Here is a 23,566-nt window from a genome sequence, read left to right as displayed (position 1 = left end):
AGCACAGAACGTCCCGGCCGCTGCTGGCGCGCGGCCGGGACGTTGTTGTGTGTTCGCCGGGGTGGGGTCAGACGATGCGGCCGACTCCGCCGAACTCGATCCACTCGTGGGTGAGCTGGCGCGGGGCGACCTCGCTGTCCGGGCGCCAGGTGGAGACCTCCACCAGGCCCGGCTCCAGGATCTCCAGGCCCTCGAAGAGTTCGGCCACGTCCTTCTCCTGGCGCACCCGGCCCCAGTGGCCCTGGGTGGCCTGGTCCATGAAGTCGGTGACGAACTTGCGCACCTCGGGGTCCTCGCTGACCAGCTGGCACATCACCATGTAGCTGCCCGGCACGAGGCGCCGCGCGACCCGGCGGGCCACGGCCAGCGGGCCGTCCGTGTCGCTGTCGGGGATGCAGTGGAAGACCGAGTTGAACAGCACCGCGACGGGCTGCGAGAAGTCGATCAGCCGGCGGGTGTCGGGGTGGTCGAAGATCTGGTCCGTCTCGCGCAGGTCGGCGTGGATGACGGTGGTGCGCTCGTCCTGCTCCAGCAGGGCCCGGCCGTGCACCAGCACCATGGGGTCGTTGTCGACGTAGACGACGTGCGCGCTCGGGTCGTGGCGCTGCGCGACCTGGTGCACGTTGTCCTGGGTGGGCAGACCGGAGCCGTGGTCCAGGAACTGCCGGATGCCGTGCTCCTCGGCCAGGGTCCGCACGACCCGCTGCAGGAAGCGCCGGTTGTTCACGGCGAGCCGGCGGGTGCTGGGCACCACCTTGTCGAGCTGCTCGCACGCCGCCCGGTCGGCGGCGTAGTTGTCCTTGCCGCCCAGGTAGTGGTCGTACATCCGCGCGGCCGTCGGGACCTTGGCGTCGATCTCCGTCAAAAGGTTCTTGCCGCTCTGCATTGCGCCCCCAACTCCCTGCTGTGCCACCGGATCTGGCAGCACAGAGAGTACAGGCTGAGGGCCTCGCGTTGGTCCGTTCGGGGACATGCGCACCGAACCTTCGCGAGGGCCCGCCAGGGTCGCGCGGACGCCACCGTGTTGCGCTCGGGACGTAAGTGGCATATTACCGATTTGTACACATCCCCCGTGCATCGTCACCCATTCTTCACGGACTTCGAACGCATCGGCGGGTGAGTTCGGAGCACTCGTGAAGACATTCACTGGCCTAGGGGGCTGCCGTGGTCTGGGTCGCCGTACTGCTGCTGCCGTTGTTGTCCGTCCTTCTGCTGGTCATGGACCGGGTGGAGGACCGGCTGTTCACCGCCGGTCCCGCGCGGCACCGGCACGCCGCACGGCGGCGCCATCTGCGTCTGGTGCGCGGCGGGCGCGCCGGTCCGGCGAAGGGGGCGGCGTCCGCCGCGCCCTCCGACGCGGCCGATCCGGCCCGGCGGCCGGCGGCGTGACGCCCCACCGCCGCGTGCGGGGGTGTCCGGCGGTCGCCCGGGTGTGCCACGCTCGTGCGTGACCTCGCCGTACGACCGTGAAGAGGAGCGGCATGCGCATCGGACTGCTCGGAACCGGCCCCTGGGCGCGCCAGGTGCACGCCCCCGCGCTCGCCGGGCACGAGAGGGTGGACCTGGCCGGCGTGTGGGGGCGCCGGCCCGAGGCGGCGAAGGAACTGGCCGAACGGCACGGCACCCGGGCCTATGACGATGTGGACGCGCTGATCGCCGACGTGGACGCCGTCGCCGTGGCGCTGCCGCCGGACGTGCAGGCCGAGCTCGCGGTCCGGGCCGCGCGGGCGGGCCGGCACCTGCTGCTGGACAAGCCGCTGGCCACCACCGTCGCCGGCGGGCGGGCGGTGGCCGACGCGGTGCGCGAGGCCCAGGTCGCCTCGGTCGTCTTCTTCACGACCCGGTTCCACCCGGAGCCCGAGGCGTGGATCACCGAACAGGCGGCCCGGGGCGGCTGGTTCACGGCACGGGCGCAGTGGCTGGGCGCGGCCTTCGCGCCGGGCAGTCCCTACGCGGCCTCGCCGTGGCGCCGCGAGCGCGGCGCGCTGTGGGACGTGGGCCCGCACGCGCTGTCCGTGCTGCTTCCCGTGATGGGTGACGTGGAGCGGGTCGCGGCCGCGGTGCGCGGCCCCGCGGACACCGTGCACCTGGTGCTACGGCACGCGGGCGGCGCCTCCAGCGCGCTGGACCTGAGCCTGACGGTGCCGCCGGCCGGGGCGGGTGCGGTGGTGGAACTGCGCGGCGAGACGGGGGTGACGCAGCTGCCCCAGCGCACCGAGGGCGCGGTGCCCGCGTACGCCCGAGCGGCCGACGCCCTGCTGGCCGCGTCCCAGGACGGCCGCCCGCACCCCTGCGACGCAGCCTTCGCCCTCCGCGTGACGGACATCCTGGCCGAGGCGGAAGCCCACCTGCCGCCCCACGGCGACTAGGACCTCGCCGCGCGGTCGCCCCACCTCTCCCCCACGTGTCGTGGCGTCCCTCCCCCTCGTACGGACCAACCCCGGGTCGAGCACGGCATGCGGCACCGACGGTGCCCTCCGGTCCGGGCCGGGGTGCGGGAGGGGGTGGGGCGTAGGAGCGTGGGGGTGTGGTGAGGGTGCGAGGCTGGGTGGTGCGCCGGGAGCAGGACCGGCGGGGCTGGCTGCGTGGCGCGCCCCCGCCGCGCTGGGTGCGGGTGCTGCCGGTGCTGCTCGTGGCCGGCGTGTGCGCGGCCACGCTCGCCAGTGACGAGCCCCTGGACATCGGCTTCCTGCTGGGCGCCATCCCGCCGCTGGCCGTCCTGTCGTACGGCCCGTGGGCGACCGCCCTGCTCGGCGGGGCCGCCCTCGCCCTGCTGAACATCCCGGCCTTCCAGCTGAACCGGCCGGGCAGCACCGACCTGCTCACCCTGTCCTTCGTCTCCGTGCTGAGCGTCTTCGTGTCGTTCGTGCGCAGCCGCCGCGACGCCCAGCTCGACCTGGAGCGCACGGTCGCCGAGGCGGCGCAGCGCGCCCTGATGCCCCCGGTGCCCGAGCGGGTGGGGCCGGTGCGCTGCGCGGGCCTGTACCGGGCGGCGCAGCGCGGCACGCTGGTCGGGGGCGACTTCTTCGACGTCCGCGTGGGGCCGTACGGCGTGCGGGCGGTGCTGGGCGACGTGCAGGGGCACGGACTGTCGGCCGTCGCGACGGTGGCCTCCGTGCTGGGCGCCTTCCGGGAGGCCGTGCTGGACGAGCCGGACGTGGAGTCGGTCGCCGCCCGGCTGGACCGGCGGCTGGTGGTGGACTCGGCGCGCACCGAGCACGCGGAGCTGTTCGCGACGGCCGTGCTGCTGGAGTTCCGGCCGGACACACGGACGGTCCGGCTGGTCTCCTGCGGGCATCCGGCGCCCGTCCTGCTGCGCGGCGGCACGGTCGCCGAGCTGCCGGTGAAGCCGTGGACGCCGCTCGGCCTGGGGCTGGCGGACACCCGGCCGCAGGCCGGAGCGGCGCTGCCGCTGCTGCCCGGGGACCGGCTGCTGCTGGCCTCGGACGGCGTCCTGGAGGCGCGGGACGCGGCCGGCGACTTCTACCCCCTGGAGGAGCGGCTGGCCGCCTTCGCCGACGCCGACGCGGGCGCGCTGCCCGGCCTGGTGTGGGCGGACCTCGTGACGTTCTGCCCCGAGGTCCGCGACGACGTCACGATGCTGGTCCTCGAGCCGAGGCCGGCGGAGCCCCGCTGACACCGGCCGGCGGTTCGGCCGACTCGCCCTCGGTGTCGATGTGCGGCAGCACCTTGTCCAGCCGGCGCGGTGTCCACCAGGCGTGCGGCCCGAGCAGCGTCATCACCGCCGGCACCATCAGCAGCCGGATGACGGTGGCGTCGATGAGCACACTGACGGCGAGGCCCAGCCCCAGCATCTTCACCACGATGTTGTCGCTGAGGATGAACGCGGCGAACACGCTCACCATGATCAGGGCCGCGCAGGTGATCACCCGCGCGGTGATCTCCAGGGCGTGCGCGACCGCGGCCTTGGCGTCCCCCGTGCGGATCCACGCCTCGTGGACGCGGGAGAGCAGGAAGATCTCGTAGTCCATGCTCAGGCCGAAGATGATGGCGAACATCATCATCGGCACATAGCTCTCGATGGGCACCTTGCCGGAGACACCCAGCTCCGGGCCTCCCCAGCCCCACTGGAAGACGGCGACCACCACACCGTAGGAGGCGCCGATGGACAGGACGTTGAGCACGGCGGCCTTGACCGCGACGAGCAGACCGCGGAAGACGGCCAGGATGATCAGGAAGGCGAGGCCGACCACCACCCCGATGATCAGCGCCAGCCGGCCGGCGACGATGTCGCGGAAGTCGACCTGGGCGGCGGTGGTCCCGGTGACGTACCCCTTCGCGGCGGTCCCGGAGACGGCGTCGGGCAGGGTGTGGTCCACCAGGCGGTTGGTGAGGTCGGTGGTCTGGGCGTTCTGCGGCGAGTACTTGGAGTAGACCGTGGAGATCAGGACGTCGCCGTCCTTGGTCGAGGTCAGCGGGGTGACGGTGGCGGCGCCCGGAACCGCGCCGAGCGTCTGCTGCGCGTGCGAGGCGAGCGCGGAGCGCTGGCTGGAGGGGACGCCGGTTTGGTCGATGACGACGGTGAGCGGCCCGTTGGAGCCCGGCCCGAAGGCGTCGGTCATCAGGTCGTAGGCGCGCCGGTCGGTGAAGGACTTGGGATCCGCGCCGTCGCCGATGTGGCCGAGTTGCATGGAGAAGGCCGGGATGGCGAGGACGGCGGCGGTGACCAGGCCCGCGATCAGGAAGTGCCACGGTCTGCGCTCCACGCGCTGCGCGTACCGGTGCCAGGTGCCGTGCGGTGTCTCGCCGGGCTCGGCGTCGGTCTCGGCGATGGGGCGGCGCACGTGGTAGCGGTCGATGCGTCTGCCGATCAGCCCGAGCATCGCCGGCACGAGGGTGAGCGCGCCGAGGACGGCGGAGACGACGGTGACCGCCGCGGCGACGCCGAGCAGGCCGATGAAGTCGACCCCCGAGGCGAACAGTCCGGCCAGGGCGATGATCACGGTGGTGCCGGAGACCAGGACGGCGCGTCCGCTCGTCGTGGCGGCCGCGCCGGCCGCGCGGACCGGATCGTCGCCGTCGATGAGGTGCTGCCGGTGACGGGTGATCAGGAACAGGGCGTAGTCGATGCCGACGCCCAGGCCGATCATGGTGGCCAGCGTCGGGGAGACGGTGGCGAACTCGAACGCCGCGGCGAGCAGGCCCAGGCAGGCGAGGCCGCCGACGACGCTGATCAGCGCGGTGACCAGGGGCAGTCCGGCGGCGATGACGCTGCCGAAGCCGATCAGCAGGACGACGATGGCGACGCCGAAGCCGATCAGTTCGCTGACCCGGTCGTCCGCGGCGGGCCGGGCCAGTTCGCCGAGCGGTCCGCCGTACTCGACCTGCGCGCCCGCCGAGCGCAGCGGCTGCACGGCCGTGTCCACGCCGTTGAGGTAGCTGTCGCCGAGGGTGGAGGGCTGCACGTCGAAGCGGACGGTGATGTAGGCGGTGCGGCCGTCGGAGGACAGCGGGCCGACGCTGCTCGGCGGTGGCTTGCCCTGGGTGGAGCCGGGGGCCGTCAGCGGGTTGACCGCCGTGAGGACGTGCGGCAGCTTCTGCAGGTCGCCGACGGTCGTGGACATCTGCGAGCCGAGCGTGGTCAGCGAGGCGCTGTTGTCGTGCATCACGATCTGGCTGCTGTAGCCGCCGGCCACGGGATCGTGCTGTTTGAGGACGTCCAGGCCTTCCTGGGACTGTGTGCCCGGAAGGGCGAAGTTGTCGGAGTACTGGCCGCCGAAGGTGTGGTTCAGGGCCTGCAGCGCGCCCAGCGCCAGCAGCCAGGCCACGATGACGATGACGAAGTGCCGGGCGCACCATTCCCCCAGTCCCCGCAGCCCCCCGGATCTCGCGGATCCCCCTGCCGCAGCGGTCCGGTGTCCCCCTGTGCGTTCCCGGGTGTGTGCCATGGCCCCGGCCTCCCTGGCCATCGCCGGGCGGGGTGCTCGACCATTCCCATTAGACGACGGGCCCGGTGGCGCGGCATCTCGGGCGGCGCGGCGCCCCGTGGCCGGCGCCGCGCGGGTGCGGATGTCCGCGGGCGGCACGGCGGAGGTGCCGGCGGGGGCGGTACCGGGCTTCTCCGCCGGGGGGACGGGGTGGCGGCCGGAGGGTTACGGCGGGCGGGGGCGCGGTACTCCGGCGGCACGAGAACTGTGGCTGCGGGCCCGCGCGCGGGTGCCGTCCGGATGCACCGTACGCCGGATGGATGAATGGTGAGAGTGGACCCGATGCGCGCACCGGGCCGTCGCAGTCATCCGGACCGGAGGGAGCACCGCCATGCCGACACCACAGCCCGAGGCGTCCGAGCCGTCCCAGGACCGGGCCACTCCAGACCGCCTGCTGCACGCCCGTACCGGCACCGACGTCTCTCCGGAGGACGTCGTCCTGGCCGCGGGCCGTGACATCACTCCGCGCAATCTGGAGTGGGCGAAGCGCAAGCTGGATCAGGAGGGGCCCGCCGCACTGGACAAGCTGCTGCCCTGACGGGACGGACGGGCCGGACGGGCCCGTGCGAAGGGGCGGTCTCCTCGTCGTCGAGGAGACCGCCCCGCGTTTCGCCGCGCCGCGGCGGTCACGGCTCCGGCAGGTCGTCGTCCCGCACGTGCACCGCGGCCTCCTCCGCGCCGGCCGCGCCCGCGTCGATGCCCTTGTCGTCGGCGACGGCGTCCTTCTCGGTGTCGGCGCGCACGCCCTCGTCGGGCGCGACGAGACGTCCGGCGCGGGCCTCCCCTGCCTCGGGGTCGACGGGCTCGCCCTCGCCGCCGGGCAGGTCGCCGACCTCGTCACCGGCCGGCGGCTGCACGTCCGGCCGCTCCTGGGCCAGCCGCTGGTCGAGGGTCTCGCCGTCGTGCTGCTCCGCCGCGGTGGTGCCGTGCTTGGTGACGCCGAGCGGCTTCTCCGGGGGCGAGTAGCCCTCGTCGAGGGTGTCGTCGTACGTGCGCTCGCCCACGGCGTCCTGCATGTCCAGGGGCGCGGCGTCCTCCTGCTCCTCGTTGCTTCCGGTGGGCTGGTAGGCGTCGTCGGCCATCGGTTCCGGGCGCGTGCCCATCGCTGCCTCCCTCGGGTGCGGTGTCGCCGTACGTGGGTCCCGTTCCGCGTTTCCCGTTGAGGCGCATCCAACCCCCTCGATCACCCGCGCGGCAGGCGGCGGCTCGGGGTGGATGTGCAGGCCGTCGGCGTGGTACCGCTCCCAGCCGCGCGCGCAGCAGGCCGGTGTGCCGCCGGGCGCGGTCGGGTGGGCGGTGGGCCTCGCGCCGCGCCCGGCACCCGTGGGGCCCGGCGCGGCGCGCGCGGTGGCGGCTGCGGGAAGGGCCGTCCGGCGCACGTCCGGCCGAAGCCCGTCCGGAGTACGGCGACACGTCCGGCCGAAGCCCGTCCGGAGTACGGCGACGGTGACGCCTAGCGTGCGTGCGGGGCGCGGTGCAACGGCTGCTCCGGTTCCGGGCGCTGCGGGGCCGCCGGGACGGGGCGCACGGCGGGGGTGTCGGTGGACACGGTCACCTGCTCGCCGTGGTGACGGATCGTCAGCGGCGGTCCGGACAGCAGCGTGTAGACGGCCTTGTCGGGGCCGATCTCCACGCGCAGGGAGCTGCCCCGCAGCCGCAGGTGGAAGGCGAGCCGGCTGAACCGCTCCGGCAGGCGGGGCGCGAAGCGCAGGCTCTCCCCCTCGCGGCGCATCCCTCCGAAGCCCGCGACCAGGGCCGTCCAGGTGCCCGCGAGGGAGGCAATGTGCAGTCCGTCGCGGGTGTTGTGCTCCAGGTCGGCCAGATCCATCAGCGCGGCCTCGGCCGTGTAGGCGTACGCCAGGCCCAGATGGCCCGCGCGGGCGGCGACGACGGCCTGGACGCACGCCGACAGGGACGAGTCGCGCACGGTCAGCGGCTCGTAGTAGGCGAAGTTGCGGGCGATGTGCTCCTCGTCGAAGAAGCTGTCGCAGGTGTACATGGCCAGCACCAGGTCCGCCTGCTTGATCACCTGCTTGCGGTACAGGTCGAAGTAGGGGAAGTGCAGCATCAGCGGGTACTCGTCGGCGCGGGTGCCCGCGAAGTCCCAGCGCTGGTAGCGGGTGAAGCCCGCGTGCTGCTCGTGCACGCCCAGCTCGTGGTTGTAGGGGATGTTCATCGCCGCGGCGGCGTCCCGCCAGGCGGCGGTCTCCTCGTCGTCCACGCCGAGGCGGGCGGCCTGCTCCCGGTGGCGTTCGGCGGTGTCGGCGGCGGCCAGCAGGTTCTGCCGGGCCATCAGGTTGGTGTAGGTGTTGTCGTCGCAGACGGCGCTGTACTCGTCGGGCCCGGTGACGCCGTCGATGTGGAAGGCGCCGGCGTGGTCGTGGTGGCCGAGGGAGCGCCACAGCCGGGCGGTCTCCACGAGCAGCTCGAGGCCGGTCTCCCGCTCGAAGGCGACATCGCCCGTGGCGGCGACATAGCGCACCACCGCGTCCGCGATGTCGGCGTTGACATGGAAAGCGGCCGTGCCGGCGGGCCAGTACGCGGAGCCTTCCTGGCCCTCGATGGTCCGCCAGGGGAACGCGGCGCCCCGCAGCCCGAGTTGGGCGGCGCGCTCGCGGGCGGCGTCGAGGGTGTTCTGCCGCCAGCGCAGCGCCTCGGCGACGGCGCCGGGCGCGGTGTAGGTGAGCAGCGGCAGCACGAAGGTCTCGGTGTCCCAGAAGGCGTGCCCGTCGTAGCCCGACCCGGTCAGGCCCTTGGCGGGAATGGCGCGCTGCTCGGCGCGGGCGCCGGCCTGCAGGACGTGGAAGAGCGCGAAGCGGACGGCCTGCTGGATCTCCTCGTCGCCGTCGACCTCGACGTCCGCGACGGCCCAGAAGTCGTCGAGGTAGGCGCGCTGCTCGTCGAGCAGGCCCTGCCAGCCGCTGTGGTCGGCGGCGGCGAGCGCGGCCTCGACCTGGTCGCTCATCGCGGGACGCGACCGGGCGCCGGACCAGCCGTGCGCGACGAGCTTCTCCACCCGCAGCCGCTGTCCGGGCTCCAGCACGGAGGTGACGGTGAAGCGGGCCACGTCGACGTTGGACTCGGTGCTGGTGGTGGTCCGCTCGGGTCCCTCGACGCGGTGGTCGGCGGCCACCGCGACGCGCAGGCCGCTGCGCCGGGTGCGGTGCACCAGGCGCAGCCGGGGGCCCGAGGCCATGTCCTCCTCGGGCTCCAGCGGCGACTTCAGCGCGCGGGCGGCGCGCGGGTCGCCGTCGGGCTCGGGCAGGCTCTCGTTGGCGACCAGCTCCGACTGGATCACCACGCGGGCCCGGCCGCCGACCGGCTCGACCTCGTAGGCGACGGCGGCGATCGCCCGCTGGGTGAGGGAGACCAGCCGCGTGGAGCGCACCCGGACCGTGGTGCCGGCCGGGGAGGTCCACTCGCAGACCCGTTCCAGCACGCCGCGCCGCAGGTCGAGCGTGCGCTCGTGCGCGACGAGCCGGCCGTAGCGCAGGTCGAACGGCTCGTCGTCGACGAGGAGGCGCAGCACCTTGCCGTTGGTGACGTTGATGACGGTCTGACCGGACTCGGGGTAGCCGTAGCCGGCCTCGGCGTACGGCAGCGGGTGCAGCTCGTACACGCCGTTGAGGTAGGCGCCGGGCAGGCCGTGCGGCTCGCCCTCGTCGAGGTTGCCGCGCCAGCCGACGTGGCCGTTGGACAGGGCGAAGACGGACTCGCTCTGGGCGAGCAGGTCGAGGTCGAGGGACGTCTCGCGCACGGCCCACGGCTCGACGGTGTACGACCGCTCGGTGATCACGCCCGTCCTCCCAGCTCCGCGAGGTCCTTGACGACCCGGTCCGCGCCGTGGGCGCGCAGCGCGTCGCTCTGCCCGACGCGGTCGACACCGACGACGTATCCGAACCTGCCCGCCCGGCCGGCGTCCATGCCGGCGAGCGCGTCCTCGAAGACGGCGGCGCGGCCCGGCTCGACGCCGAGGTCGGCGGCAGCGGCGAGGAAGGTGTCGGGGTGCGGCTTGCCGGGCAGCCCGCGCTCGGCGGCGACGACCCCGTCGATGCGGACGTCGAACAGTTTCTCGGCGCCGATGGAGTGCAGCACGTCCCGGGTGTTCGCGCTGGACGACACGATCGCGGTGCGCAGCCCCCGGGCGCGGACGGCCTCGATGTAGCGCAGGGTGCCGTCGTAGGCCTCGACGCCGTCGGTGCGGATGCGCTCCAGCAGCAGCTCGTTCTTGCGGTTGCCGAGCCCGTGCACGGTCTGCGCGTCCGGCGGATCGTCGGGGGTGCCCTCGGGCAGGTGGATGCCGCGGGAGGCGAGGAAGGTGCGCACTCCGTCGGCGCGGGGCCGCCCGTCGACGTACTGGTCGTAGTCGTCGTCGCTGAAGGGCTGCGCGTCCGGGCCCTCGTGCTGCCGCAGGAAGGCGTCGAACATCTGCTTCCAGGCGGCCGCGTGCACCACGGCCGTCTTGGTGACGACCCCGTCGAGATCGAAGAGGCAGGCCTGGATGTCTGCGGGCAGACCGAGATCCGTCGTCATACCTCTCACCGTTCCCCACCGGGCGGCTCCTACGGGGTGGCACACGCCACAAGGCACCGTGTTACGTCAGATCCGCCGGATGGCAGACTCTCCCCCGTGCCGCTGACCTTCGACGACCTCCTCAGCCGTGCCCGCGCCCTCGTGCGGGGCCCCGGCAGCCGTGCGGTGCTCGGGATCGCGGGCAGTCCCGGCGCGGGCAAGACGACGCTGGCCGAGCGGCTGACGCGGGCGCTGAACGACACCGGGGAGCCGTGGGCGGTGCAGGTGCCCATGGACGGCTTCCACCTCGCCGACGCGGAGCTGGACCGGCTGGGCCGCCGGGACCGCAAGGGGGCGCCCGACACCTTCGACGCGGCCGGGTACGCGGCGCTGCTGCGCCGGCTGCGGGAGGAGACCGGGGACGTCGTCTACGCGCCGGGCTTCGAGCGCGTCCTGGAGCAGCCCCTGGCCGGCGCCATACCGGTCCCGCCGGCGGCCCGCCTGGTCGTCACCGAGGGCAATTACCTGCTGCTGGAGACCGGCGCGTGGGCGCGGGTGCGCGCGGCGCTGGACGAGGTGTGGTTCTGCGAGCTGCCCGAGGAGGAGCGGCTGCGCCGTCTGATCGCCCGGCACGAGGAGTTCGGCAAGGCCCACGACGAGGCCGTGGCCTGGGTCCACCGCTCCGACCAGCGCAACGCCGAACTGGTGGCGACGACGCGGGAGCGGGCCGACCTCGTGGTGCCGATGACGCTGCCGGGGCTCTGAGCCCGGCGGCGGCCGGCGCGGACTTCGTCCTAGCCGCGCTGAACTGCGGCGGGCCGCGGGCCGTACCCCTGGGCGTGGCGGAACGGCACCTGATCATGTCCCGGCGGCGGTGGGTGGTGGCGCTGCTCGTGGTCCTGCTGCTGGGGCAGATGGCCGGGGCGATGGTGACCACCGCCGTCCAGCAGACGCCCACCGTCGACGAGCCGGTCTACGTGGGCGCCGCGGCCGTGTACCTGCACGAGCACAGTCTGCGGGTCAACCCCGAGCACCCGCCGCTCGGCAAGCTCGTCATCGCCACCGGCCTCGCCGCCGACGGCCCGCGCTTCGACCGCGCCTACCAGGGCACCCAGCAGCGCATCGGGCAGCACCTGCTGTACGCGTCCGGGAACGACCCCTGGCGGGTGATGCTCTGGGCGCGCCTGCCGGTGATCGTCCTGACGCTGCCGTTCGGGCTGGTCGTGTTCGCCTTCGCCCGGGACCTCGCCGGACGCGCGGCCGGACTCGTGGCGCTCGCGCTGTACGCCTTCTCGCCCGATGTGATCGCGCACGGCTCGCTGGCCACGCTGGACGCACCGGCGGCCGGGTTCCTGCTGACCTCGGTGTGGCTGCTGTGGCGGGCCCGGCTGCGGTCCCGGCGCTGCCTTCCGCTCGCGGGGGCCGCCCTGGGCGCGGCGCTGGCCACGAAGGCCGCCACCCTGCCCGCCGCGCCGGTGCTGGCCGCCCTGGCGGCGGTGTCGGCGTGGCACGCGTGCGGGGCGGTGCCGCGGCGCGAGCGGTTGCTGCGGGCCGCGGCCGGGGCGGGCGTCGTGGCCGTGGCCGCGGTGGCCGTCGTGTGGGCGGCGTACCTGGTGGTGGACCCGCGGCTGCGGTGGGCGCCGCAGGAGCACGTGCCGGTGGTGCACGGGCTGCGCGGGCTGGTGATCCGGCTGCTGCCGTTCCCGCAGGCCTACCGGGACGGGCTGCGGATGCAGTTCGCGTTCGAGAACCAGCCCTGGCAGGGGTTCCTGTTCGGGCGGCTGTACACGGGGTCGCTCTGGTACTACCTGCCGGCCGCCCTGCTGGTGAAGACCCCGCTCGGCGCGCTCGCCCTGTGGGCGGCGGGCGCCCTCGCGCTGATCTCGCGGCGCCGGCTGCGGCCCGCGGCGCCGTATCTGCTGGTGCCCACGGGCGTGCTGCTCGCCGCGGCCATGACGGGGTCGCGGGACCTCGGCACCCGGTACGCGCTGTTCGTGCCGGTGTTCCTGGCGGTGGCGGCGGGCTGCGCGCTCACGCTGGGGCGGCGCTGGGCGCCGGCGGTGACCGCGGTGCTGGTGCTGTGGGTGGCGGTCGGCTCGCTGCGGACGTTCCCGTACTACCTGCCGTACTCCAACGAGGCGTTCGGCGGGCCTGCCGCGACCCATCTGCGGCTGCACGACTCCAACGTGGACTGGGGGCAGGACCTCGGGCGGCTCGCGGACCGGTTGCGCGAGCGGTATCCGGGCGAGCGGGTGTGGCTGGTGTACAAGGGCAGCGGCGTGCCGTCCGCGTACGGCATCCACGCGGAGGATCCGCGCCGGGTGCCCGCCGGGCAGGTGCACGGCCTGCTGGTGGTCTCCGACTCCGCCCTCGCCAAGGCCCGCGGCCGGCTGGCCGCCCTCGTCGCCGGCAGCCGCCCGATCGACGAGGTGGGCCACTCGATCACCCTGTTCCGCCGTTAGCGCCGCGCGGCCGGGGGGACGTCGTTTTCAGATGGCCTGGCGCGGGCCGGGCGGGGCGGCCCTCCCCGGCCTTCCCCGGCCCCGCCCCGGCGTGCTCCCGGCGTCCCGGCGTGCTTCCGGCCCCGGACGCCGGACCCTGCGCAGTGCGCCCTAGTGCGCTGCCTCGAAGGCGTTCGCGCTGACGTGGTGCATCACCGTGCTCGCGATGCGGTAGCGGCCGTTGGGCACGTCCGAGGAGCGGGTGATGTGGACGGTGAGGGGGCCGGCCCAGGCGTAGCCGTGGCGTTCCGCGTGCCGGGCCAGGGTGTCGGTGAGGGTCTGGCCGACGCGCGTGCCGCGGCGGGTGAGCTCGTCGTGGACGGACGCCTCGAGCTCGACGTCGTAGGCGTTGGGCACCACGACCAGGTTCTCGCTGCACACGACCGCGTGCTCGTCGCACTCCCGGCGCAGCGCCGCGAGCAGTTCGACCGGTTCGCGGCCGGTGACGCGTTCCCACAGCGCCTCCCAGCGCTGTTCCAGGGCCCGTTCCAGCCCGCTGAGGGCTCCCATGGGTGCGCTCCCCTCACTTCTCCTCGAAGTCGTCCGGCCGAACGTGGGCCTCTTCCAGCGCCTCGCGCAGGGTCCGCCCGGTCGCGCCCTGTTCCCTCGTCTCGGCCGGCTCCTTCGGCCCCCTGGCCTCGCGGGTGGCGCCCGGTGCGTTCAGGGTGTCGTCGGTGGTGCCGGTCTTGCGCCGGTTCTCCTCGGGGACGGTCATCGCTGTGTGGCTCCTGACGTGCTCGTCGGGGATCGTGTCCCGCGCCGGGTTCCCGATGGGCGCCGGGGTATCCATCCGCCCTGTTCGCCACGGTGAGTGAGCTATGTTGAAGCTCTGTGGGAGACAAAGGAGGCGCACCGGTGCCATCGCCGCAGCAGGCACGCGCACAGGCGTCAGCGATCACCTCGGGCAAGACCGCACCGGAGGCCGAGGCGTCTCCGACGTCCCAGCTCAGGGCGCTCTTCGATCAACCACGGCTGTCGCCGGGGCAGCGGCGCATCGCGCAGTACCTGATCGAGCACATCACCGAGGCGGCCTTCTTGTCGATCACCGACCTCGCCGAGCGGGTCGGGGTCAGTCAGCCCTCGGTGACCCGGTTCGCGGCCGCGGTCGGCTTCAGCGGTTACCCCGCGCTACGGGAGCGGTTGCAGGCGATCGCGCTCGGCACGCTGGCCGGCGGCCCGGCCGAGGTGAACCGCAGCAACGAGCTGCAGGCCGCGGTGGACGCGGAGATCGAGAACCTGGAGAATCTGCGCCGCGACTTCGCCGACCCGGACCGGGTGATCGAGGTGGGCCGCAAGCTGTCGCAGTCGGCCCCGCTGACGGTGCTGGGGCTGCGCATCTCCGCCTCGCTCGCCGAGTACTTCGCCTACGCGGCCCGCCGGATCCACCCCGACGTGCGGCTGGTGACGCTGGGCGGGAGCGTGGCGTACGACGCGCTGCTGCAGTCGCGCGAGGCGGGCGGCACCTGGGTGCTGGCGTTCTCCATGCCGCGGCACGCGCAGGAGACGCTGACGGCGGTGCGGGTCGCCCGGCGCGCCGGGCTCAAGGTCGCGCTGATCACCGACCTGGCGCTCGGACCGGTGGTGGCCGAGGCCGACGTCACCTTCGCGACCGGGACCGGCTCCCGGCTGGTGTTCGACTCCTACGCGGCGCCCGGGGTGATGGCGGCCGCGCTGCTCCAGGCCATGACGGACGCCGGCCCGGAGCGGACGCAGGCCCGGCTGGAGGAGTACGAGCAGGTCGCCGAGGAGCACCAGTTCTTCCTGCGGGACTGAGCTCCGGCACCGTCCGAGCGGTCGGGGCTGTGGGCCTGGCACCGTCCGGGGCCGCGGCTGGGGGCCTGGCACCGTCCGGGGCCGTGGCTAGAGGCCCGCCACGCCCCCGAGGGTGGCGGCACCCTTCCCCATACCGGTGCACACCGGGAGTACCCGTCGTAAAGCGCGCATGAATGTTTTCATACGTCTTGCAAAGCGGACGGCATATATAAATACTGCTCACGGCCGCACGGGCCCCTCAAGCCGCCGTCCCCTACCCACGTCGGCGCCCGGGCCCGTCCGGCCGGGCGTCTCACCTGTGCGAGCACGCCCGTGGTGGCCCCGGTCATCCCCTAGGCCGGGGCCGCCCCCCCTCTCGAATCTCCGCACCCGACGCCGGAAGCGACGACCATGGCCCTGACGACGACGCGCATCGGCCCGGACTGGCCGTGCCAGGTGAAGACCCCCGGCTCCTACGACTGGGAGCGCTCGGCCGTGCGGTGGCTGCGGGAGCTGGTGCCGGCCCGTTACGCCGGCTACCCGGTGCTGCTGCGCCACCCCGTGCTGCTGGCCCGGCACGCGGGCATCCAGGTGCAGCACGAGATCCGGGTCGCCCGTACCGCCCTGCAGACGGCCCGCGCCGACCTGCCGCGGCTCGGCCTGCCCGAGTCGGTCATCGAGCACACGATCAAGATGTACGCGGCCGAGGTCCTGCAGCTGCAGCACATCGCCCGCAGTGTCCGCGCGGTCAGCCAGGCCCTGACGGACCACGCGCGCTGATCCGCCGCCCGGCCGCGCCGCCCATGTCGTCCCGTCCGCCGGCACCGCACGGGCATGGGCGGCCGCAGGCGTGGGACACGGGAGGGGATGAGGACCACCCACGAACGACGTGCCGAACCCGTCACCACCGTGCTCACCTGGCGGGTGCGCCCCGGGCACGAGGACGAGTTCGAGGACTGGACGCGCGGCATCTCCCGCTGCGCCCGGCAGTTCCCGGGCAATGAAGGCGTCTCCTGGCTGCGGCCCGAGGACGGCGGCCACCGCTTCCACGCCGTGCTGCGCTTCAGCGACACCGACCGGCTCGGCGCCTGGCTGCGCTCCGAGGAGCGCGCCGACTGGCACGAGCGGATCGAGGGCGTCGCCACCGAGGTCAGCAGCGAGCGCCAGTCCACCACCGGCATGGAGACCTGGTTCAGCCTGCCGGGCACCAGCGTGCAGTCCCCGCCCCGCTGGAAGATGGTGCTCACGACGTTCCTCGGCGCCTACCCGTTCACGCTGCTCATCCAGTGGCTGGTCACGCCGCGCGCCGCGTCCTGGCCGCTGCCGCTGCGGGCCGCCGTCTTCCCCGTGGTGCTGCTGCCGGTCCTGACGTATCTGGTGATGCCCCTGCTCAGCAGGGTGATGCGGCTGTGGCTGTACCGGCCCCCCGGCCGGTGAGGAGATCCGCCGGGCCGAGAGAGCGAGCGACCCGGCCCTCTTGTGCGATGCTCGTGAACGTGACGAGCGAACCGGCCGTACCGGAGGAATCCGGGATCGCGCCCGACGTGGCGGCGCTCAGCCGCGTCGTGGCCCGTCAGCGTGCCGAAATGGACCGCCTGCACGACCTGGCGGCCACCTCGGAGGTGCTGGAACGGGCCAAGGGTGCCGTCATGGCGCTGATCGGCTGCACCCCGGACGCGGCGTACGAGGAACTGCTGCACCGGGCGAAGCTCGCCGACCGCACCCTGCTGGAGGAGTGCTGGGTCACCCTGGGCAACCTCTCCCTGCCCGTGCACCGTCCGCCGCATCCTGAGCCCCCGGGCGCCCGGACGGCCGTCGCCGCGCCCGACGCCGAGCCGGTGGACGACGCCGACGACGTGACGCTGCTGGGCCGCCTCGGCCGCGCCCTGCTGCGCGTGCACAGCGCCCAGGGCTTGGCCGCCGTGCTGCTCCGGCATCTGGGCCGCCGCGTCGACGCCGCCGCGATCATGCTGTACCAGCAGCTGCCGGCCGGTGGTCTGACGCTGATCGGGCACGCGGGCGTCGACGAACAGACGGCCACCCAGTGGCACCACGTCCCCCCGCTGAGCGGGGTGCCCGCCCGGGACGCCCTGCAGACCCAGCGGGAGACCTGGCTGGAGGACATCGAGGCGGCCCGCCGCAGCCTCCTGCTGATCGGTGAGCCGCCGGAGCGGTGGCCGTCCCGCGCCTGGCTGCCGGTGGCCGTCGGCGGCCGGGCCGACGTCGTCCTCGGCGTGCTGTGCGCCCGCCCGGGCCCCTTCCCCGAACGTGACCGCGAGCTTCTGCGCGCGGTGGCCCGCCTGTGCTCGGGACGGCTGCGCTCGCTGGACGCCCCGCGCGGACCCTCCGCCGACGCGGCCGCCGACGTCGTCCAGGGCGTCTTCGAGACCCTGCCGGGCGCCTCGCTGCTGCTGACGCCACTGCGGTCGCCGTCGGGTGACGTCGAGGACTTCCGCATCGACGCCGCGACCCCGCAGGCCGTCGACGCCGTCGGCCGCACCGGCCGTGAACTGGTCGGACTGCGGCTGCAGGAGTACCGGCCGAGCGTGGCCGGCGAGCCGCTGTGGCAGGGCTGCCTGCGGGTGCTGGCGACCGGTGAGCCGTACGAAGGCGAACCGCTCGCGCACCGCGTGGTCTCCGGCGACGTCGCCGAACTGGTCACCTCCTCACCGCGAGTGGCCCGGCTGGGCGCGGGCCTGGTGGTGACGTGGGTCCGGCACGACCCGTCCGACCGGCAGGAACAGCGGCTGGCCGACGTGCAGCGCCTGGGCAACCTGGGCTGGGCGAACTGGAACCTGGTCACACACGAGGCGACCTGGTCCGCGCAGGCCTTCGCCGTACTCGGCCGCGACCCGGTGCGCGGGCCGGTGCGGCTGGCCGAACTGCCCTCGCTGGCCGTCCCGGAGGACATGCCCGCGCTGGCCGCCGCCATCGGGCAGCTGCTGCGGGAGGGACGCCGCTTCGACCTCCCCTTCCGGGTGCGCACCGCCGACGGCATCCGCCATCTCCGGGTGGTCGCCGAGGCCGTGGCCGACAGCAGCGGCACCCCGGTCGAGGTGCACGGCTTCGTGCAGGACCTCACCGCCCGGCGCAACGCCGAGCTCGCCCTGATAGAGAGCGAGCGGGCGATGCTGACGCAGCACAGCGTGCTCCAGGCCGAACGGGCCCTCGCCACCCGGCTCCAGCACGCCCTGCTGCCCCTGCCGCGCGCTCCGCTCGATCTCGCCGGGCTGCGCGTCGAGGTGGCCTACCTGCCCGCGCAGTCGGGGCTCAGTGTCGGCGGCGACTGGTTCAGCGCGATCGAACTGCCCGACGGCGACGCGCTGTTCGTCGTCGGCGACGTCGCGGGTCACGGCATCGACGCCGTCGCCACCATGGCGCAGCTGCGCTTCACCGCCAAGGGCATGATCAGCACGGGGTCGTCGCTGACCGGCGCGCTCGCCCGGCTCAACCGGCTGCTGCTGCACTCGCGCGGTCCGCACGGCACCGCGACCCTGGTCCTCGCCCGGTACCGGGCCAAGGACCACCGTCTGATGTGGGTGCAGGCCGGGCATCCGCCGCCCCTGCTGCTGCGGGACGGGCGGGCCCGCCCGCTGGAGCGGCCGGCCGGCATGCTGCTCGGCGCGAGCGACGCGCCGTTCTACCGGGACGCCGAGTGCACGCTCCGCCCCGGCGACCGGCTGGTGCTGTACACCGACGGGCTGGTCGAGCGGCCGGGCGAGTGCATCGACCTCGGCCTGGACCGGCTGGCCGCCGCGATGGAGGCGTCGGCCGCCGAGCCGTCCGGCACGCTGGCCCCCCTGCTCACCGCGCTGCTGGAGGGCGAGCGGCGGGACGACGTGTGCGTGCTCGACATCCGGGTGCCGGACGAGGGCGACAGGGCGCAGGAGGGCGACGCGGTGCCGTACGCGGAGGGCGCGGCGCCTGACGAGCTGCCGTAGCGCCCCGTCCGCGGCCACTCCCCCGACCGGGACGGCACTCAGTTCCCCGACAGGAGGGTACTGAGTGCCAAGATGATCCGTCAGGTGTTACGTTCCGTGCATGACCACCAGCAGTGCGGCCTCCGGGCGGGACGGCACGGCGGGGGCCGCCGCCCGGCCACCGATGCGGGAGGCGCTCGTCGCGGCGGCCTTCCGGCTGTTCCTCGAACGCGGCTACGAGCAGACCACCGTCGACGACATCGTCGCGCTGGCCGGGGTGGGCCGGCGCTCGTTCTTCCGCTACTTCCCCTCGAAGGAGGACGTGGTCTTCCCCGACCACGAGCGGTGCCTGACGGACATGACGGCGTTCCTCGCGGCGAGCGCGGACACCGACGAGCCGGTGCGCCGGGTGTGCGACGCGGCCCGGCAGGTGCTGCTGATGTACGCCGAGAACCCCGCCTTCTCCGTGCAGCGTTACCGGCTCACCAAGAAGGTCCCCGGCCTGCGGGCCTACGAACTGTCGGTGGTGTGGCGCTACGAGCGGGCCCTCGCCGACTATCTGCGCGGCCGCTTCGCCGGCCGGACGGACGGCATCCTGCGGGCGGACGTGATCGCGGCCGCCGTGGTCGCGGCGCACAACAACGCGCTGCGCTCGTGGCTGCGCTCGGACGGCAAGGGCGACGCGAGCGCCGCGGTGGACCACGCGCTCGGCTTGGTCCAGCAGGCCTTCGGCACCCCGGCCGGCGCCGGCGCCGGGGCGGGCACCGCCGCACCGGCGAGCGCCGCCACGCAGGCGGAACCCCGGCCCGCCGCCCCCTCCCGGCCCGTCACCGCCGGGCACCCCGACGACGTGGTGGTCGTGGTCTCCCGCCGGGACGCCCCCCTGTGGCGGGTGGTGCAGGAGGTCGAGACGGCCCTGGGACGCGGGTAGCCGGGCCTTCGTTCCCTTTTAGTGGTACGCAGTACCTTTACGCATGGCACTGAGTGCCATACGCTGAGCGCGTGCACGGTCGCCGAGCGAACCGAGCATCTCGCGTGCGCGGGTCGCCCCGTGCCCGCAGGAGTCCGGCCGAGTGCAGGGAGTTGAGCCGCGTGTACCACCACTCAGGAACCGCCGTGTCCCCGGCAGCCCGCTCCGCGGCGGGCGTCCTCGACCACCCGGCCGGCGGTCCCGCGACCGCCGAGAGCCGGGACGCCCTGCTCTTCCAGCGCTGTACCTGGTGCGGCACCGCCATGTACCACCGCCTGCTGTGTCCCGTCTGCCGCGGCAGCGATCTGCGCACGGAGCGCAGCGAGGGCCTGGGCACGGTCCGCCACTCCACGGTGGTGCACCGCAACTCCCCCGCCGCGCGCAATGTCTCGCTGATCGAGATGGCGGAGGGGTTCGTCGTACGGGGCCGCGTGATGGGGCCGCCCATCGGCATCCACAGCGGCGACCGGGTGCGGCTGTCCACCACCAAGGACCCGGTGCGCGGCGAGCCGGTCTTCCAGCTGGTCGACGAGCCGTACCGGGCCTGGACCTGACACCCGGTCCGCACCCCGGGGGCGGCCGCTCGACCGCCCCCTGACGAACCGTCACTCCCCGGCGGGTTCCGCCAGGATCTCGCCGACCGCGACCGGACGCCCGGTCGCGAAGCTGCGGTTGACGGCCGGCCCCGCCACCAGGGCGAGCGCACCGTCGCGTTCGGCGGCCATCGGATGCCGCGCGCCGTCGCCTTCGGTGGCCGTCGGATGCTCCGCCCGGCCGTGCGGAGGTGACCGGAACGCCGGGCGGCTGCCTGCGGCTCTCCTCCACCTCCAGCTCCAGCCGCCCGGCGCTGCCGTGGAACATCACCCGGCAGCCCAGTCGCGCAGGTACCCGTCGTCCCGCCCGGCGTCCGGACACCTCGGGGCCGTAGAGGGCGAGCCGGCCGTAGCCGAAGACGTCGTCCGGCCGGTCCGCGAGCCACCAGGTGGCGTTTTCCGTCCGGGCTACGCCCAACTCTCCTGCCCTGCGCGAAGTTGACGCGATCCCGTCCCTCGCACAGACAACCGACCGACGGCGCTCTCCGTCCTCCGAGGCGCGAGGGGCCCCCGGGACCGACGGGGTGCCCGCGCACGGGGTTGTAAGGAGAGACCATTGTCACCTGCCCGGCTGCCACTGGCCCGGCGCATAGGCATCGCCGCCACGGCGGTGCTCGCGATGACGGGGGCATCGCCGTCGGCGGCACACGCCGCCGCACCCTCACCCACGGCACACGACACCTCCCTCCCGCCCGGCTGGCGGATCGACCGGGGCGACGGCGGGCCCCGGCTGGTGTGGCGCTCGGCGACCGGCGTGCCCATGGGCGACGCCCGCGTGGAGTTCCGCTCCGCGGGCCGGCTGCTCGGTGTGCCCGCTCCCGCCCGCGACGGCCACACCTTCGGCCTGGACCTGGACGCGGCGCACGGCACGCGGCTGACGGACCTTCAGGTCTGGTCGGGCGGCCGCCGCCTGGACGCACCCGCCGCGAACGACGCGCGGGAGCGGCGCGACGCCCTGGCCGCCGTGCCGCCGCCCGCCCCGCTCCCGGCGGCCGCGGTGGACCCGGGCAAGCCGGGCGCCTACCGCACGGCGACCGGCGAGTACGACCTGCCGCCCGTCCGCCTGCCCGGCTTCAAGGCGCCGGTCGAGATGCGCGCCGTGGTGGTGACGCCCACGGGCGCCCGCGGCCCGCGCCCGCTGGCGCTGTTCCTGCACGGCCGGCACGCCACCTGCTACAAGGGCGAGGAGGCGACCGGCGACTGGCCCTGCCCGGCCGGCACCAAGCCCATCCCGAGCCACCGCGGCTATCTGCGCGACCAGCGGCTGCTGGCGTCCCAGGGCTATGTGACCGTGTCGATCTCCGCGAACGGCATCAACGGCCAGGACTGGGCGGCCGAGGACGGCGGCGCGCAGGCCCGCTCCTCGCTGGTGCGCCTGCACCTCGCCCGCTGGGCCGACTGGGCCGCGCACCCCTCCGCTGCCCCGGCGGCGGTCCGCGCGGGGGCGAAGGCCGACCTGGGCAAGGTGCTGCTCGTCGGGCACTCCCGGGGCGGCGAGGGCGTCAACCGCGCCGCGATGGACAGCCTCTACCCACCGCCCGCCGCCCAGGACGGCTACCGCGGCCCGGTCCGCTGGCACGTGCGGGGCACCGTCCTGATCGGCCCGACGGTCTTCGGCCAGAACCCGGTGCCGGACGTGCCCTCGGCGACCCTCCTGCCGGGCTGCGACGGCGACGTGTCCGACCTGCAGGGCGAGGTGTACGTCGACGGCACCCGCGGCGTCAGCCGGGGCCGCGCGCTGCACAGCGCCGTGTACGTGGTCGGCGCCAACCACAACTTCTTCAACTCCGAGTGGACGCCCGGCCAGGCCGAGGCGCCCGCCGAGGACGACTTCTGGGCCGATCCCGACGCCAAGGACCCGGTGTGCTCGCCGGGCACCGCGACCCGGTTGACCGCCGACCAGCAGCACCGGGCCGGGTCGACGTACATCGCGGCGGCGGCACGGCTGTTCGTCGCCGGTGACGACCGGGTGCGCGAGCTGCTCGACGGCACCGGGCGGCGTGCCCCGTCCGCCGGCCCGGCGCGGGTGCTGACCCATGCGGTGGGCGGCGCGCGCGGTGCCGGGTTCCTGCCGGACGGCGGGGTCACGGTGACCGGCGGGCGGCTGTGCTCGGCGGTGGACCCGCGGCCGGCGGTCGCCTGCCTGGGCGAGGACGCCCGCGGTGTCTCGCCGCACTTCGCCCAGTGGGAGACCGGCCGGGAGACCGGGCGCCGCGCGGTGGAGGCACGCTGGTCGGCACCGGGAACCCCGGTGCGGGTACGGCCCGCGGCGCCGCTGTCCCTGTCCGGCGCCCCGTCGCTCGCCCTGCGCCTCTTCGTACCGCCGAACAGCAAGGGCACACAGCTCGACGTCGCCGTCGCCGACACCCGCGGACGGCGGGCCGTCCTCGGCCGCGTCACCGTCGACGGGCTGCCCGGCAGCGACCGCACCGCCTCGTACTGGGCGCGCGAGCTGCGCGTCCCGCTGACCGCCGCGAGCCGTGCCGGAGTCGACCTGCGGCAGGTGAACTCCCTGGAGCTCATCCCGCGTTCGCGCACGGGCCGGGCGTGGCTGATGGACGCCTGGGCCTGGCGCCCCGGCACGCCCGCGGTGGCCGAGGCCCCGCTCACCCGGGTGGACCTCGGCCGGCTGTCGGTCAAGGAGGGCGACACGGGCGTGCGCACCTACCGGGTGCCGGTGCGGGTCTCCGGGAAGGGCAGTGGCCAGGTGCGGGTGTACGTCGTGGACCCGGTCACCGGCGAAGCGAAGGACCGCCTGGTCACGGTACGGCCGGGGCGGGACGACATCGCCGTCTCGGTCCGCGTCGAGGGCAACCGGCGCTTCTCGTACGACGTGACGCACGACGTGCTGGTCAAGGCGGTGCACGGCACGGTCGTCGGGTCGCACCGGGGCGGGGTCACCGCGCTCAACGACGACCCGATGCCGAAGGTGTCCGTGACGCCGGTCGCCGGCCGGGTGACCGAGGGCCAGGCGCTGCGCTGGAAGGTGACGCTGTCGGAGCCCGCCGACGCCGAGATCGGCGCCTCCTTCGTGGTGGTGCCGGTGACGGACGGGCCGGAGCTGTCCACCAAGGACGTCGACCCGGCGTGGCTGCGGGACGCCACCGGTGCCGAGCCGGACCCGGAGCGGCCGCTGTCCCAGGTGCCGTATCTGGGCGTGTGGGCGTCGGTGCCGGCGGGCACAACGAGCACGGAGGTGTCCGTGCCCACCGTGCGGGACACGGTGGCCGAACCCGCCGAGTCCGTACGCTTCCAGGCCACGGACGACTCGGGTGCGCCGCTGCCGGGCGGTCCGGAGCTGACCGGGACCGTCGTGGACGCGTCGTAGCCGACACGGAGCGCCCTGGCCGGCCGCGCGCGGTGCGGCCGG

Annotated in this window: 20 protein-coding genes; 13 read left to right on the top strand and 7 right to left on the bottom strand. The window is 74.5% G+C overall.

The annotated features are described in order from the left end of the window. Positions 1-67: 67 nt before the first annotated feature. Positions 68-886 carry an SAM-dependent methyltransferase gene (locus ACF1AL_RS21405; protein WP_366838626.1) on the bottom strand — a complete coding sequence of 273 codons (819 nt, stop codon included), beginning with the start codon at positions 884-886 and terminating at the stop codon, positions 68-70. 278 nt (positions 887-1,164) lie between these two features. Between ACF1AL_RS21405 and ACF1AL_RS21400 the strand changes: the two genes are divergently transcribed. The 3 genes from ACF1AL_RS21400 to ACF1AL_RS21390 all read left to right on the top strand — a co-directional run bounded on the left by ACF1AL_RS21400 (position 1,165) and on the right by ACF1AL_RS21390 (position 3,637). Further along, complete coding sequence (locus ACF1AL_RS21400) at positions 1,165-1,389, top strand: hypothetical protein (RefSeq protein ID WP_391658554.1); 225 nt, start codon at positions 1,165-1,167, stop codon at positions 1,387-1,389. 92 nt (positions 1,390-1,481) lie between these two features. Continuing rightward, positions 1,482-2,369: a Gfo/Idh/MocA family protein gene (locus ACF1AL_RS21395; protein WP_391700343.1), complete on the top strand. Its 888-nt coding sequence runs from the start codon at positions 1,482-1,484 to the stop codon at positions 2,367-2,369. A gap of 158 nt (positions 2,370-2,527) precedes the next feature. Then, complete coding sequence (locus tag ACF1AL_RS21390) at positions 2,528-3,637, top strand: PP2C family protein-serine/threonine phosphatase (RefSeq protein WP_391700340.1); 1,110 nt, start codon at positions 2,528-2,530, stop codon at positions 3,635-3,637. On the opposite strand, the gene ACF1AL_RS21385 is transcribed toward ACF1AL_RS21390, so the two are convergent. Further along, entirely contained in the window at positions 3,594-5,909 is a 2,316-nt protein-coding gene (locus tag ACF1AL_RS21385; RefSeq protein ID WP_391826892.1) for an MMPL family transporter, read from the bottom strand. The two genes, ACF1AL_RS21390 and ACF1AL_RS21385, sit on opposite strands and share 44 nt — an antisense overlap. 370 nt (positions 5,910-6,279) lie before the next feature. Between ACF1AL_RS21385 and ACF1AL_RS21380 the strand changes: the two genes are divergently transcribed. Then, positions 6,280-6,486: a hypothetical protein gene (locus ACF1AL_RS21380; RefSeq protein ID WP_366838621.1), complete on the top strand. Its 207-nt coding sequence runs from the start codon at positions 6,280-6,282 to the stop codon at positions 6,484-6,486. Positions 6,487-6,574: 88 nt separating this feature from the next. Here ACF1AL_RS21380 and ACF1AL_RS21375 read toward each other — a convergent pair whose 3' ends face one another. From ACF1AL_RS21375 to ACF1AL_RS21365, 3 genes are all read right to left on the bottom strand, one after another. Continuing rightward, entirely contained in the window at positions 6,575-7,051 is a 477-nt protein-coding gene (locus ACF1AL_RS21375; protein ID WP_391658558.1) for a DUF5709 domain-containing protein, read from the bottom strand. A 350-nt stretch (positions 7,052-7,401) separates the two neighbouring features. Next, on the bottom strand, positions 7,402-9,744 hold the full coding sequence (locus tag ACF1AL_RS21370) for a glycoside hydrolase family 65 protein (protein ID WP_391700334.1): 2,343 nt from the start codon (positions 9,742-9,744) through the stop codon (positions 7,402-7,404). Further along, complete coding sequence (locus ACF1AL_RS21365; RefSeq protein WP_391826890.1) at positions 9,741-10,481, bottom strand: beta-phosphoglucomutase family hydrolase; 741 nt, start codon at positions 10,479-10,481, stop codon at positions 9,741-9,743. The genes ACF1AL_RS21370 and ACF1AL_RS21365 overlap by 4 nt, the downstream gene beginning before the upstream one ends. 96 nt (positions 10,482-10,577) lie before the next feature. Between ACF1AL_RS21365 and ACF1AL_RS21360 the strand changes: the two genes are divergently transcribed. Next, complete coding sequence (locus ACF1AL_RS21360; RefSeq protein ID WP_386913641.1) at positions 10,578-11,225, top strand: nucleoside/nucleotide kinase family protein; 648 nt, start codon at positions 10,578-10,580, stop codon at positions 11,223-11,225. A gap of 95 nt (positions 11,226-11,320) precedes the next feature. Further along, positions 11,321-12,922, top strand: a complete 1,602-nt coding sequence (locus tag ACF1AL_RS21355; RefSeq protein ID WP_391827004.1) for an ArnT family glycosyltransferase — start codon at positions 11,321-11,323, stop codon at positions 12,920-12,922. Between the two features lie 150 nt (positions 12,923-13,072). Here the strand turns inward: ACF1AL_RS21355 and ACF1AL_RS21350 are convergent, their stop codons facing one another. Together ACF1AL_RS21350 and ACF1AL_RS21345 are read right to left on the bottom strand one after the other, a co-directional pair. Then, on the bottom strand, positions 13,073-13,471 hold the full coding sequence (locus tag ACF1AL_RS21350) for a DUF3662 domain-containing protein (RefSeq protein WP_384208212.1): 399 nt from the start codon (positions 13,469-13,471) through the stop codon (positions 13,073-13,075). 13 nt (positions 13,472-13,484) lie between these two features. Continuing rightward, on the bottom strand, positions 13,485-13,676 hold the full coding sequence (locus ACF1AL_RS21345) for a hypothetical protein (protein WP_384208210.1): 192 nt from the start codon (positions 13,674-13,676) through the stop codon (positions 13,485-13,487). Positions 13,677-13,816: 140 nt separating this feature from the next. Here ACF1AL_RS21345 and ACF1AL_RS21340 point away from each other — a divergent pair, with 140 nt between their 5' ends. From ACF1AL_RS21340 to ACF1AL_RS21310, 7 genes are all read left to right on the top strand, one after another. Next, positions 13,817-14,734 carry a MurR/RpiR family transcriptional regulator gene (locus ACF1AL_RS21340; RefSeq protein ID WP_366838614.1) on the top strand — a complete coding sequence of 306 codons (918 nt, stop codon included), beginning with the start codon at positions 13,817-13,819 and terminating at the stop codon, positions 14,732-14,734. Between the two features lie 390 nt (positions 14,735-15,124). After that, positions 15,125-15,493, top strand: coding sequence for a hypothetical protein (locus tag ACF1AL_RS21335; protein ID WP_366838613.1), 369 nt, complete (start codon positions 15,125-15,127; stop codon positions 15,491-15,493). Between the two features lie 87 nt (positions 15,494-15,580). Further along, entirely contained in the window at positions 15,581-16,150 is a 570-nt protein-coding gene (locus ACF1AL_RS21330) for an antibiotic biosynthesis monooxygenase (RefSeq protein WP_391700329.1), read from the top strand. Positions 16,151-16,197: 47 nt separating this feature from the next. Then, positions 16,198-18,654 (top strand): SpoIIE family protein phosphatase, encoded by a 2,457-nt coding sequence (locus ACF1AL_RS21325; protein WP_391826888.1) that lies wholly within the window; start codon positions 16,198-16,200, stop codon positions 18,652-18,654. 100 nt (positions 18,655-18,754) lie between these two features. Continuing rightward, a complete protein-coding gene (locus ACF1AL_RS21320) occupies positions 18,755-19,564 on the top strand; it encodes a TetR family transcriptional regulator (protein ID WP_391826886.1) in 810 nt (269 codons plus the stop codon). Positions 19,565-19,725: 161 nt separating this feature from the next. Continuing rightward, positions 19,726-20,157, top strand: coding sequence for a zinc ribbon domain-containing protein (locus tag ACF1AL_RS21315; protein WP_366838610.1), 432 nt, complete (start codon positions 19,726-19,728; stop codon positions 20,155-20,157). A 658-nt stretch (positions 20,158-20,815) separates the two neighbouring features. Next, positions 20,816-23,524, top strand: a complete 2,709-nt coding sequence (locus tag ACF1AL_RS21310) for a hypothetical protein (protein WP_391827002.1) — start codon at positions 20,816-20,818, stop codon at positions 23,522-23,524. The last annotated feature ends 42 nt before the right edge of the window (positions 23,525-23,566 follow it).

Source organism: Streptomyces sp. NPDC014801 (genome assembly GCF_043082085.1).
Taxonomy (GTDB): Bacteria; Actinomycetota; Actinomycetes; order Streptomycetales; family Streptomycetaceae; genus Streptomyces.
This window is presented reverse-complemented; position numbering and strand designations above follow the sequence as displayed.

What these genes read in the sequence shown, in the direction of transcription:
- ACF1AL_RS21405 (WP_366838626.1), bottom strand. Translation starts at nt 886, where the DNA reads ATGCAGAGCGGCAAGAACCTTTTGACGGAGATCGACGCCAAGGTCCCG.
- ACF1AL_RS21395 (WP_391700343.1), top strand. Translation starts at nt 1,482, where the DNA reads ATGCGCATCGGACTGCTCGGAACCGGCCCCTGGGCGCGCCAGGTGCAC.
- ACF1AL_RS21385 (WP_391826892.1), bottom strand. Translation starts at nt 5,909, where the DNA reads ATGGCACACACCCGGGAACGCACAGGGGGACACCGGACCGCTGCGGCA.
- ACF1AL_RS21380 (WP_366838621.1), top strand. Translation starts at nt 6,280, where the DNA reads ATGCCGACACCACAGCCCGAGGCGTCCGAGCCGTCCCAGGACCGGGCC.
- ACF1AL_RS21375 (WP_391658558.1), bottom strand. Translation starts at nt 7,051, where the DNA reads ATGGGCACGCGCCCGGAACCGATGGCCGACGACGCCTACCAGCCCACC.
- ACF1AL_RS21365 (WP_391826890.1), bottom strand. Translation starts at nt 10,481, where the DNA reads ATGACGACGGATCTCGGTCTGCCCGCAGACATCCAGGCCTGCCTCTTC.
- ACF1AL_RS21355 (WP_391827004.1), top strand. Translation starts at nt 11,321, where the DNA reads ATGTCCCGGCGGCGGTGGGTGGTGGCGCTGCTCGTGGTCCTGCTGCTG.
- ACF1AL_RS21350 (WP_384208212.1), bottom strand. Translation starts at nt 13,471, where the DNA reads ATGGGAGCCCTCAGCGGGCTGGAACGGGCCCTGGAACAGCGCTGGGAG.
- ACF1AL_RS21345 (WP_384208210.1), bottom strand. Translation starts at nt 13,676, where the DNA reads ATGACCGTCCCCGAGGAGAACCGGCGCAAGACCGGCACCACCGACGAC.
- ACF1AL_RS21335 (WP_366838613.1), top strand. Translation starts at nt 15,125, where the DNA reads ATGGCCCTGACGACGACGCGCATCGGCCCGGACTGGCCGTGCCAGGTG.
- ACF1AL_RS21330 (WP_391700329.1), top strand. Translation starts at nt 15,581, where the DNA reads ATGAGGACCACCCACGAACGACGTGCCGAACCCGTCACCACCGTGCTC.
- ACF1AL_RS21325 (WP_391826888.1), top strand. Translation starts at nt 16,198, where the DNA reads ATGCTCGTGAACGTGACGAGCGAACCGGCCGTACCGGAGGAATCCGGG.
- ACF1AL_RS21320 (WP_391826886.1), top strand. Translation starts at nt 18,755, where the DNA reads ATGACCACCAGCAGTGCGGCCTCCGGGCGGGACGGCACGGCGGGGGCC.
- ACF1AL_RS21310 (WP_391827002.1), top strand. Translation starts at nt 20,816, where the DNA reads ATGACGGGGGCATCGCCGTCGGCGGCACACGCCGCCGCACCCTCACCC.